The following is a 12,135-nucleotide window of genomic DNA, read 5'->3' as shown; positions in this document are numbered from 1 at the left end:
GAAAGTAAGTGCGCTGAGTTGTTTCGGTGCAGGCCAGTAGCTCAATTGGCAGAGCAGCGGTCTCCAAAACCGCAGGTTGGGGGTTCGATTCCCTCCTGGCCTGCCATTTTTTAACATCCGGATACATAAGTTGATTCCTATGGAGTCAAAAGCCGTTCAGTCAACCAGCCGTTTCGATTTCCTGAAGTGGCTGGTTGTTTTCGTTCTGATCGCCATCGGTGTGGTGGGGAATCAGTATTTTAGTGCCGAGTCTCTGCTGTATCGGGTTCTGGCTCTTGTAGGTCTCGCCATTGTGGCGGCGCTTGTTGCCCTCCAGACCGACCGCGGTCGTCGTTTCGCGACGCTGCTGAAGGAAGCGAGAGTAGAGATCCGGAAAGTGGTATGGCCCACCAGGCCCGAGCTCGTGCAGACGACAGCGATTGTTGTGGTGTTTGTGCTGGTTGTGGCGCTTTTGTTGTGGGGTATGGACTCGCTGATCAGCTGGCTGGTCGCCGGGTTTATCGGTTAACAGGAGTGGGCAATGGCTAAGCGCTGGTACGTCGTTCATGCGTATTCTGGCTTCGAAAAGCAGGTAATGCGCACTCTCAAGGAGCGCGTTGCGCTGCACGAGATGGAAGACCGTTTCGGCGAAATCCTGGTTCCGACCGAGGAAGTCGTTGAGATGCGAGAGGGAAAGAAGCGCAAGAGTGAGCGCAAGTTCTATCCCGGGTACGTACTGGTCCAGATGGAAATGGACGACGCGACGTGGCACCTTGTAAAGAATACTCCGCGCGTCCTTGGCTTCATTGGTGGTACCAAGGATAAGCCTGCGCCAATCACCGAAAAGGAAGCGGAAGCAATCCTGCGTCGGGTAGAGAGTGGCGCTGACAAGCCCAAGCCGAAGACTCTATTCGAGCCGGGTGAGATTGTTCGTGTTATTGAAGGGCCGTTTGCGGACTTCAATGGCGTGGTTGAAGAAGTTGACTACGACAAGAGTCGAGTCAAAGTTGCTGTTCTGATTTTCGGGCGTTCAACTCCGGTAGAGCTGGAGTTTGGGCAGGTCGAGAAGGACTGACCGGCAACGAGGAATCTGAAAGCTCGCGCGCTCAAGCGACGCGGGCTTTTTGTGTCTGCTCTTGGCAGTTGTAATAACCGGGGAGCCGAAAGGCGTTTGAACCCATAGGAGATCTATCATGGCAAAGAAAATTGAAGCGTACATCAAGCTTCAGGTTGCTGCCGGTAAGGCCAACCCGAGTCCCCCCGTTGGTCCTGCACTGGGTCAGCGCGGCGTAAACATCATGGAATTCTGTAAGGCGTTCAACGCCCAGACCCAGGACATGGAGCCTGGTCTGCCGATTCCAACTGTGATCACCGTCTACAGTGATCGTAGCTTTACCTTTATTACCAAGACCCCGCCTGCACCGGTTCTTCTTTTGAAGGCTGCTGGTATCAAGAGCGGCTCTGGTCGTCCGAACACCGAGAAAGTCGGTACCGTGACCCGCGAGCAGCTTGAAGAGATCGCCAAGACCAAAGAGCCGGATCTGACTGCTGCCGATATGGACGCAGCGGTGCGTACCATTGCAGGAACCGCCCGCAGCATGGGCCTGAACGTGGAGGGCCTGTAACATGGCAAAGCTGAGCAAGCGTCAGAAGCTTATTCGTGAAAAGGTAGACTCTACTCGCTCTTACTCGGTTGACGAGGCAGTTGCACTGCTGGTCGAACTGGGCCAGAACGTGAAATTCAAAGAGTCTGTCGACGTGGCCGTCAACCTGGGCGTTGACGCGCGTAAATCCGATCAGGTTGTCCGTAGCAGCACCGTGCTGCCGCACGGTACCGGCAAAACCGTTCGTGTTGCTGTGTTCACCCAGGGCGCCAATGCCGAAAAAGCAACCGCTGCTGGTGCAGACGTTGTCGGTATGGACGATCTGGCGGATGAAGTGAAAAAAGGCAACATGGATTTCGACGTGGTTATCGCCACTCCGGATGCCATGCGTGTTGTTGGTCAACTGGGCCAGATCCTTGGTCCCCGTGGCCTGATGCCGAACCCGAAGGTCGGCACCGTGACCCCTGACGTTGAGACCGCGGTCAAAAACGCCAAGGCTGGTCAGGTTCGTTACCGTACCGACAAAAACGGCATTATCCACGCTCCGCTGGGTAACGTTGAATTCTCTGCCCAGAACATCAAGGAAAACCTTGAGGCTCTGGTGGCAGATCTGAAAAAGGCCAAGCCCTCGTCGGCGAAAGGTGTGTATCTCAAGAAGATCACCATTTCCTCGACTATGGGTCCTGGCCTGACTATCGATCAGAGCGGTCTCGCTATTTGATTCTTTGATCGATGGTTGCTTTGTAGTCTGGGCGGAAGCCAAGGCTGTCAAAGACCGCAGGCCCCCGAGACCCTCTGCATGCAGAGGGTCACAAGGGTTAAAGCAACGCCTGCGCAGACGGTGTGAAGACGTTCTCTCTGAACCCAAACACCGTTAGGAGCCCCGCGAGGGGTATATGTGGGTTTGCCGGGAAGACCCGGCGAAATCGAGGAGAAATCCAGTGGCAATTAGACTCGAAGACAAGAAAGCGATCGTCGCTGAAGTCAACGAGACTGCCGGTGGTGCTCTGTCTGTGGTTATGGCTGACTACCGTGGTGTTACCTCTGGTGACATGACGGCGCTTCGTGCCAAGGCTCGTGCCGAAAACGTGCGTCTGAAGGTTGTTCGTAACAACCTCGCTAAGATTGCGATTCGTGGTACCGAGTTCGAGTGCATCGACGAAGCCCTGGTTGGTCCGACCATTCTGGCATTCTCTATGGAAGATCCGGGCGCGGCAGCGCGTCTGCTGAAGGATTTTGCCAAAGAGAAAGAAGCGTTCGAGATTAAAGGCCTGGCCGTCGGCGGAGAGCTGATGGGTGCAGACCAGATCGACCGTCTTGCCAAGCTGCCAACACGTCACGAAGCACTGACAATGCTGGCCGCTGTAACACAGGCACCGATCACCAAGCTGGCACGGACACTGAACGAAGTTCCTTCGAAAGTGACTCGTGCTGTAGCGGCAGTTCGCGACCAGAAGCAAGAAGCTGCTTGATTCTGTTGAACACCATTTTTTATATTTTTGGGAGAAAGTCATGGCTCTGTCTAACGAAGACATTTTGAACGCAATTGCTGAAATGAGCGTAATGGACGTTGTTGCGCTGGTTGAAGCAATGGAAGAAAAATTCGGTGTATCCGCCGCTGCAGCCGTTGCCGCTGCTCCGGCCGCTGCTGGTGGTGGCGAAGCCGCTGCTGAAGAGCAGACCGAGTTTGACGTTGTACTTACCGGTCCTGGTGAGAAGAAAGTAAACGTAATCAAGGCTGTTCGTGAACTGACCGGCCTGGGTCTGAAAGAAGCTAAGGAAATGGTCGACAGCGCTCCTTCCGTTATCAAGGAAGGCGCTAGCAAAGACGACGCTGAAGAAGCCAAGAAGAAGCTTGAGGAAGCAGGCGCTTCTGTTGAGCTCAAGTAAGAGTCGGCTGTTGATCGAAACCGTGCAATAAGCATGGACAGGCTGGTGGCTTTAGGCCACCGGCCTTTTTCTGTTGTATATGCTATAGAGTCTGGTGAGCAATTGCAGGTTGATGTCAGATCTATAACCTACAGCCAGAGTCTTGTTCAAGACGGCGCGACAAGCCGAGCAATTCGGCCCCGAAGCAGAACATTGGTTGCTTCTTGATACCAGGTATCAGGTCTAAAGCTGGGGAATGCAGATGACTTACTCCTACACTGAGAAAAAGCGGATTCGCAAAGATTTTAGTAAATTGCCTTCCGTGATGGACGTCCCCTATTTGCTGTCTATTCAGCTGGATTCGTTCCGGGACTTCCTCCAAATGGAAGCCGCTCCTGAAGACCGCCGGGAAACCGGTCTTCACGCAGCATTCAAATCCGTATTCCCGATTGTCAGTTACTCTGGCAATGCCGCGCTCGAATACGTCAGTTATCGTATTGGCGAGCCGGTTTTTGATGTCAAGGAATGCCAGCTTAGGGGCGTAACCTATGCAGCGCCGCTGCGGGTGAAGGTCCGCCTTATCATTTACGATAAGGAATCGTCCAACAAGGCGATCAAGGACATTAAAGAGCAGGAAGTCTACATGGGCGAAATGCCCCTGATGACCGAGAACGGTACCTTCGTTATCAATGGTACCGAGCGTGTTATTGTTTCCCAGCTCCACCGTTCTCCAGGTGTGTTCTTCGATCACGACAAGGGCAAGACCCATTCCTCAGGCAAGCTTCTGTACTCGGCTCGGGTGATTCCTTACCGTGGTTCCTGGCTGGACTTCGAGTTCGACCCGAAGGACTCCGTGTTCGTTCGTATCGACCGTCGCCGTAAGCTGCCGGCGTCGATACTGCTTCGTGCCCTGGGCTACACCTCCGAGCAGATGCTCGATATGTTCTTCGAAACCAGTAAGTTCAGCCTGGGCGCGGAAGTGTGCAAGCTGGAGCTGGTGCCGAGCCGTCTGCGTGGTGACATTGCGACCTTCGATATCAAAGACAATGACGGCAACGTGATTGTTGAGGAAGGCCGCCGGATTACTGCTCGCCACATCAAGCAGTTGGAAAAAGCCGGTATCAACGAGCTCGAGGTGCCAACCGAGTACCTGTACGGCCGCGTACTGGCCAAAGACATGATCGATCAGGCTTCTGGGGAAGTGCTGGTTGAGTGTAACTCTGAGCTGACCGAAGAGCTGGTTACCAAGATCCTCGACGCTGGCGTGAAGGAAATCGAAACCCTTTACACCAACGACCTGGACTGCGGACCCTTCATGTCCGACACCCTGCGTATCGATCCGACCCGCACGCCGCTGGAAGCGCTGGTTGAGATCTACCGTATGATGCGCCCGGGTGAGCCGCCCACCAAGGAGTCGGCTGAGAATCTGTTCAACAACCTGTTTTTCTCTGAAGAGCGGTACGACCTGTCTGCGGTTGGCCGGATGAAGCTCAACCGTCGTCTGCGCCGTGAAGAGAGCACCGGTGAAGGCACGCTGACTCACGAAGACATCATCGATGTTCTGAAGACTCTGATCGATATCCGTAACGGCCAGGGCAATGTGGACGACATCGATAACCTGGGTAACCGTCGTGTTCGCTGTGTTGGCGAAATGGCCGAAAACCAGTTCCGTGTCGGGCTTGTGCGCGTTGAGCGCGCGGTTCGTGAGCGTCTGAGCCTTGCTGAAAGTGAAGGCCTGATGCCGCAGGATCTGATTAACGCCAAGCCGGTGGCCGCCGCGGTTAAAGAATTCTTCGGCTCCAGCCAGTTGTCCCAGTTCATGGACCAGAACAACCCGCTCTCCGAGGTCACGCACAAGCGTCGTATCTCTGCGTTGGGCCCTGGCGGTCTGACCCGTGAGCGTGCAGGCTTTGAGGTTCGTGACGTACACCCGACCCACTACGGTCGCGTATGTCCGATCGAAACGCCGGAAGGTCCGAACATCGGTCTGATCAACTCGCTGGCGACTTATGCGCGGTCCAACTCCTACGGTTTCCTCGAGAGCCCGTACCGGAAGGTCGAAAATGGCGTGGTCACCGATGAAGTGGTTTACCTGTCCGCTATCGAGGAGAGCAACTACGTCATTGCCCAGGCCAGCGCAGCCATGGACGAGAAGACCAAGCGTCTGACTGACGAGCTGGTTACCGTTCGCCATCAGAACGAATTTACCGTTACTCCGCCGGAAAGCGTCAACTTCATGGACGTCTCTCCGCGCCAGGTAGTTTCGGTGGCCGCGTCTCTGATTCCGTTCCTCGAGCACGACGACGCCAACCGGGCACTGATGGGTGCCAACATGCAGCGTCAGGCGGTTCCGACCCTGCGTTCCCAGGTACCTCTCGTAGGTACGGGTGTAGAGCGTACGGTGGCGCAGGACTCCGGTGTCTGTGTCACGGCCCGTCGTGGCGGTGTGATTGAGAGTGTCGACGCGGCCCGTATCGTAGTTCGTGTCAATAACGAGGAAACCGAAGCGGGTGATGCAGGTGTGGATATCTACAACCTGACCAAGTACACCCGTTCAAACCAGAACACCTGTATCAACCAGCGTTCCATCGTGCGTCAGGGTGACGTGATTGCCCGTGGCGACGTGCTGGCCGACGGTCCGTCCGTGGATCTGGGTGAACTGGCCCTGGGGCAGAACATGCGCATCGCGTTCATGCCCTGGAACGGTTACAACTTTGAGGACTCCATCCTCATCTCCGAGAAAGTGGTGCAGGAAGATCGCCTGACCACCATCCACATCCAGGAACTGACCTGTGTGGCTCGGGATACCAAGCTGGGTAGCGAAGAAATTACCGCGGATATTCCGAACGTTGGTGAAAGTGCGCTGTCCAAGCTGGATGAGTCCGGTATTGTTTACATCGGTGCTGAAGTTGGCCCCGGCGACATACTGGTAGGCAAGGTAACACCGAAAGGTGAAACCCAGCTGACACCAGAAGAAAAGCTGCTGCGTGCCATCTTCGGTGAGAAGGCGTCTGATGTGAAGGACACCTCCTCCCGTGTGCCGACAGGTACCCGCGGCACCGTTATCGACGTGCAGGTCTTTACCCGCGACGGTATCGAGAAGGATCAGCGTGCCCAGTCCATCGAGAAAGAGCAGTTGGACCAGTACCGCAAGGATCTGAAGGACGAGTACCGGATTGTCGAAGGTGCCACATTCGAGCGTCTGATGAGTGCTCTGAAAGGGCAGGAAGTGATCAGTGGGCCGGGCCTGAAGAAGGGCGCTACCCTGGACGAGAGCTACCTGGCTGAGCTGCCGCGTTCCGACTGGTTCAAGCTCCGGATGAAAGATGAGGGCTTGAACGAACTGCTGGAGAAATCCGAGCAGGGTCTGGAAGAGCGCAAGAAGGAACACGAAGCGCGCTTTGACGACAAGAAAGGCAAGCTTCAGCAGGGCGACGATCTCGCACCGGGCGTACTGAAAATCGTCAAGGTATACCTGGCTATCAAGCGTCGTATCCAGCCGGGTGACAAGATGGCCGGTCGTCACGGTAACAAGGGTGTTATTTCCTCGGTTATGCCGATCGAAGACATGCCTTACGACGAGCACGGCAACACGGTTGACGTAGTTCTGAACCCGCTGGGTGTTCCCTCGCGGATGAACGTAGGTCAGGTGCTTGAGACTCACCTGGGCGCGGCAGCGAAGGGTCTGGGTGAGCGTATCAGCCAGATGCTGGACGAGCAGCGCAAGGTAGCTGAATTACGCAAGCTCCTGGATGAGATCTACAATCACTCAGACGAAGTGTTCAAGGTGGATCTGGATTCCCTGTCCGACAAGGAAATCCTGGAGATGTGCCACAACCTTCGGGGCGGCGTGCCCATGGCAACGCCGGTATTCGATGGCGCCAAGGAAGCCGAGGTCAAGCGTATGCTTGAGCTGGCGGGTATGAGCACAACGGGGCAGACCAAGCTTTATGATGGTCGCACCGGTGATGCGTTCGACCGCCCGGTGACGGTTGGCTACATGTACATCCTGAAGCTGAACCACCTGATCGACGACAAGATGCACGCTCGTTCCACCGGTTCTTACAGCCTGGTTACCCAGCAGCCGCTGGGTGGTAAGGCGCAGTTCGGTGGCCAGCGCTTCGGTGAGATGGAAGTGTGGGCCCTTGAGGCCTACGGCGCAGCTTACACGCTGCAGGAGATGCTCACCGTCAAGTCTGATGACGTGAACGGTCGGACCAAGATGTACAAGAACATTGTCGATGGCGATCATCGGATGGAGCCGGGCATGCCCGAATCCTTCAACGTTCTTGTCAAGGAAATCCGCTCGCTGGGTATCGACATCGAGCTGGAATCCGAGTGAGCCGAATAGTTTTTGGCAGCGTGAGCGGGCACGCGAAGTGCCCGCCCGAGATTAACGCCATCCGGAGCTTTTACTGATGAAAGATTTGCTGAATCTTCTCAAGAGCCAGAACCAAAGCAAGGAATTCGACGCCATCCGCATTGGCCTGGCGTCGCCTGACATGATTCGTTCCTGGTCCTTTGGCGAAGTGAAGAAGCCTGAGACCATTAACTACCGTACCTTCAAGCCGGAGCGCGACGGTCTTTTCTGTGCCAAGATCTTCGGCCCGATCAAGGACTACGAGTGCCTGTGCGGTAAGTACAAGCGCCTCAAGCACCGCGGCGTCATCTGCGAGAAGTGTGGTGTTGAGGTTGCACTGGCCAGCGTGCGTCGCGAGCGCATGGGCCATATCGAGCTGGCCAGCCCGGTCGCCCACATCTGGTTCCTGAAGTCACTGCCGTCCCGCATTGGCCTGATGCTGGACATGACCCTGCGCGATATCGAGCGGGTCCTGTACTTCGAATCCTTTATCGTGATCGATCCGGGGATGACCACCCTGGAGAAAGGGCAGCTGCTGAACGACGAGCAGTATTACGAAGCCCTGGAAGAATTCGGTGACGAGTTCGACGCCCGCATGGGTGCCGAAGCGGTCAAGGAGCTCCTCGAAGGTATCGATCTGCAGGAAGAGGTTGATGCACTGCGTGAGGAAATCCCGCAGACCAACTCCGAAACCAAGATCAAGAAGTTCAGCAAGCGTCTGAAGATTCTTGAGGCGTTCCTGTACTCCGGCAACAAGCCGGGCGACATGGTGATGACCGTGCTGCCGGTTCTGCCGCCGGATCTGCGTCCGCTGGTACCGCTGGACGGTGGCCGCTTCGCGACCTCTGATCTGAACGATCTTTACCGTCGGGTGATTAACCGGAACAACCGTCTCAAGCGCCTGCTGGAACTGAACGCGCCGGACATCATCGTGCGCAACGAGAAGCGGATGCTTCAGGAAGCGGTTGATGCGCTGCTGGACAACGGTCGTCGTGGCCGTGCCATCACCGGCACTAACAAGCGCCCGCTGAAGTCCCTGGCCGACATGATCAAGGGTAAGCAGGGTCGTTTCCGTCAGAACCTGCTGGGTAAACGTGTGGACTACTCCGGTCGTTCGGTGATCGTGGTAGGTCCCTACCTGCGCCTGCACCAGTGTGGTCTGCCCAAGAAGATGGCTCTGGAACTGTTCAAGCCGTTTATCTTCTCCAAGCTCGAGCACCGCGGCCTGGCGACCACCATCAAGGCCGCCAAGAAGATGGTTGAGCGTGAGGAAGGCGTGGTCTGGGATATCCTGGACGAAGTCATCCGTGAGCACCCCATCATGCTGAACCGTGCGCCGACCCTGCACCGTCTGGGTATCCAGGCGTTCGAGCCGGTTCTGATCGAAGGTAAGGCCATCCAGTTGCACCCGCTGGTGTGTGCTGCGTACAACGCCGACTTTGACGGTGACCAGATGGCGGTGCACGTACCGCTGACCCTGGAAGCCCAGCTCGAAGCCCGTGCGTTGATGATGTCCACCAACAACGTACTGTCGCCGGCTAACGGCGAGCCGATCATCGTGCCGTCCCAAGACGTGGTACTCGGGCTGTACTACATGACCCGTGAGCGCAAGAGCGCCCTGGGCGAGGGTATGGTGTTTGCCGACGTCAAAGAGGCACATCGTGCCTACGGCGCTGGCAAGGTCGACCTTCAGGCGATCGTCAAGGTTCGTGTGAAGGAAGTAGCGATTGCTGAAGATGGCTCTCGCACCGAAGAATACAAGATTGTTGATACCACGGTTGGTCGGGCGCTGTTGTTCGACATCGTGCCGGATGGCCTGTCCTACGAGCTGATCAACAAGCCGATGGTCAAGAAGGCGATCTCCAACCTGATCAACACCTGCTATCGCGATGCGGGTCTGAAAGACACCGTCATTTTCGCGGATCAGCTAATGTACATGGGTTATCACTACGCCACCGTTTCCGGCATCTCGATCGGTTTCAACGATTTCGAGATTCCGCCGGAGAAGTACGAGCTGGTAGACGCCGCCTCCGCAGAGGTGAAGGACATCGAGACCCAGTACGCGTCCGGTCTTCTGACCCAGGGCGAGAAGTACAACAAGGTGATCGATATCTGGTCCCGGGCCAACGACAAGGTCTCCAAGGCCATGATGGAGCGTTTGTCCAAGGAGCAGGTGATTGGTCCGGACGGCCAGCCGGTGAAAGGTGAGGACGGCGAGGATCTCATGCAGGAGTCGTTCAACTCCGTGTACATGATGGCGGACTCCGGTGCCCGGGGTTCCGCTGCCCAGATCCGTCAGCTGTCTGGTATGCGTGGCCTGATGGCCAAGCCGGATGGCTCCATCATTGAGACGCCGATTACCGCGAACTTCCGTGAAGGTCTGAACGTACTGCAGTACTTCATTTCCACGCACGGTGCCCGTAAGGGTCTGGCAGATACCGCCCTGAAGACCGCGAACTCCGGTTATCTCACCCGTCGTCTGGTCGACGTGTCCCAGGATCTGGTGGTTACCGAGCCTGACTGTGGCACCGATGAAGGTCTGCTGATGACGCCGCACATCGAGGGTGGCGACGTTGTTGTGCCCCTGGGTGACCGGGTTCTGGGTCGAGTGACCGCGCGTGACGTGTTTACACCGACCGACAAGGACAATGCTGTTGTGCCTGCCGGTACCCTGCTCGACGAGAAAACCGTCGAGATGGTGGAGCGCGCTGGTGTTGACGAAATCTGGGTTCGCTCTGCCATTACCTGTGAGACCCGCCACGGCATCTGTTCCAAGTGCTATGGCCGCGATCTGGCCCGTGGCCATGAGGTCAACGTGGGTGAGGCCGTTGGTGTTATCGCAGCTCAGTCCATCGGTGAGCCGGGTACCCAGCTGACCATGCGGACCTTCCACATCGGTGGTGCCGCGAGCCGGGCTTCCGCTGTGGATAACATCCAGGTCAAGCACGGCGGTACCGTGCGCCTGCACAACCTGAAGTCTATCGAGAAGATCGATGGTTCCCTGGTAGTGGTTTCCCGTTCTTCTGCCCTGGCCATTGCGGACGAGCAGGGGCGTGAGCGCGAGTGGTATAAGCTGCCGTACGGCGCTGTGCTCTCCGTGAAGAATGGCGATCAGGTAGAGGCCGGTGTTGTAGTTGCCAAGTGGGACCCGCATACGCACCCGATCATCGCGGAAGCCAAGGGTACAGCCAAGTTCGTCAACATGGAGGAGGGCATCACTGTCCGTACCCAGGCGGACGAGCTCACCGGTCTGTCCACTATGGAGGTTATTGACTCCAAAGAACGTCCAGCCGCTGGCAAGGACATTCGTCCGGCCATCCAGCTGGTGGACGACAAGGGCGAAGAGGTTGAGCTGCCGGGCGGCGGCACGGCGATCTTCTTCCTGCCGGCGAACGCCTTGGTCACCATGGCCAACGGCGCCAATGTCGAGCTGGGTGATGTGGTGGCCCGGATCCCGCAGGAAAGCTCCAAGACCCGGGATATCACCGGTGGTCTTCCGCGGGTTGCCGACCTGTTCGAAGCCCGTCGTCCGAAGGAATCGTCCATTCTTGCTGAAATCAGCGGCGTGGTGTCCTTCGGCAAGGAAACCAAGGGCAAGAAGCGCCTGGTGATCACGCCGAAAGACGGCGACGCTTACGAAGTGCTGATTCCGAAGCACCGTCAGCTCAACGTCTTCGAAGGTGAAACGGTTGAGAAGGGCGAGGTGATTTCTGACGGCCCGTCCAACCCGCACGACATTCTGCGTCTGCTGGGTGTGGTCGAGCTGGCCAAGTACATCACCAACGAGATCCAGGACGTTTACCGTCTGCAGGGCGTTGTCATCAACGATAAACACATCGAGGTTATCGTTCGACAGATGCTGCGCAAGGTCGAAATCACCGATCCGGGTGATACGACCCTGCTTTCCGGTGATCAGGTGGAAATCACCCAGGTGCTGGAAGAGAACGAGAAGGCCGATGCAGCCGACAAAGAACCGGCACGGTTCGAGCGTCTGTTGCTGGGTATCACCAAGGCTTCCCTGGCCACCGAGTCGTTCATTTCTGCGGCTTCGTTCCAGGAAACCACACGGGTGCTCACCGAAGGTGCGGTTACCGGTAAGCGTGATTACCTGCGCGGCCTGAAGGAAAACGTTGTGGTTGGTCGACTGATTCCGGCCGGTACCGGTCTGGCATACCACAACGAGCGTCGTCGCAAGCGCGATCTGGAAGAGCAGGGCGTGACTGCGGCCGACGTGGAAGAAGCTCTGAGTGCCGAGCTCAACCGCGAAAGCTGAGTTGGGCCGGCGCACTGCCTCCGGGTAGTTACCTACCCGGGAGGTGGTCA

At 56.8% G+C, this 12,135-nt stretch carries 8 protein-coding genes and 1 tRNA gene; all 9 read left to right on the top strand.

Annotated features, from left to right (window positions below):
- The first annotated feature begins 30 nt into the window (after nt 1-30).
- The 9 genes from ABNF92_RS07445 (at nt 31) to rpoC (ending at nt 12,085) form a co-directional block, all read left to right on the top strand.
- A tRNA-Trp gene (locus tag ABNF92_RS07445) sits at nt 31-106 on the top strand.
- Between the two features lie 33 nt (nt 107-139).
- Entirely contained in the window at nt 140-508 is a 369-nt protein-coding gene (gene secE / locus ABNF92_RS07440; RefSeq protein ID WP_349343838.1) for a preprotein translocase subunit SecE, read from the top strand.
- 12 nt (nt 509-520) lie between these two features.
- On the top strand, nt 521-1,054 hold the full coding sequence (gene nusG / locus ABNF92_RS07435) for a transcription termination/antitermination protein NusG (protein WP_069184020.1): 534 nt from the start codon (nt 521-523) through the stop codon (nt 1,052-1,054).
- Between the two features lie 118 nt (nt 1,055-1,172).
- Entirely contained in the window at nt 1,173-1,604 is a 432-nt protein-coding gene (gene rplK / locus ABNF92_RS07430; protein WP_008174831.1) for a 50S ribosomal protein L11, read from the top strand.
- Nucleotide 1,605: 1 nt separating this feature from the next.
- Complete coding sequence (gene rplA, locus ABNF92_RS07425) at nt 1,606-2,304, top strand: 50S ribosomal protein L1 (protein ID WP_008174833.1); 699 nt, start codon at nt 1,606-1,608, stop codon at nt 2,302-2,304.
- A 220-nt stretch (nt 2,305-2,524) separates the two neighbouring features.
- Nucleotides 2,525-3,055, top strand: coding sequence for a 50S ribosomal protein L10 (rplJ, locus tag ABNF92_RS07420; RefSeq protein WP_064228578.1), 531 nt, complete (start codon nt 2,525-2,527; stop codon nt 3,053-3,055).
- A gap of 40 nt (nt 3,056-3,095) precedes the next feature.
- Nucleotides 3,096-3,473, top strand: coding sequence for a 50S ribosomal protein L7/L12 (gene rplL, locus ABNF92_RS07415; protein WP_069184021.1), 378 nt, complete (start codon nt 3,096-3,098; stop codon nt 3,471-3,473).
- Between the two features lie 241 nt (nt 3,474-3,714).
- Complete coding sequence (rpoB, locus tag ABNF92_RS07410; RefSeq protein WP_291910492.1) at nt 3,715-7,794, top strand: DNA-directed RNA polymerase subunit beta; 4,080 nt, start codon at nt 3,715-3,717, stop codon at nt 7,792-7,794.
- Between the two features lie 76 nt (nt 7,795-7,870).
- Nucleotides 7,871-12,085, top strand: a complete 4,215-nt coding sequence (rpoC, locus tag ABNF92_RS07405; RefSeq protein ID WP_069184022.1) for a DNA-directed RNA polymerase subunit beta' — start codon at nt 7,871-7,873, stop codon at nt 12,083-12,085.
- Nucleotides 12,086-12,135 lie beyond the last annotated feature (50 nt).

This window comes from Marinobacter sp. MMG032, from assembly GCF_040112695.1.
Taxonomy (GTDB): Bacteria; Pseudomonadota; Gammaproteobacteria; order Pseudomonadales; family Oleiphilaceae; genus Marinobacter; species Marinobacter salsuginis.
Note: the sequence above shows the minus strand (reverse complement) of the source record. Positions and strands in the feature narration are given on the sequence as shown.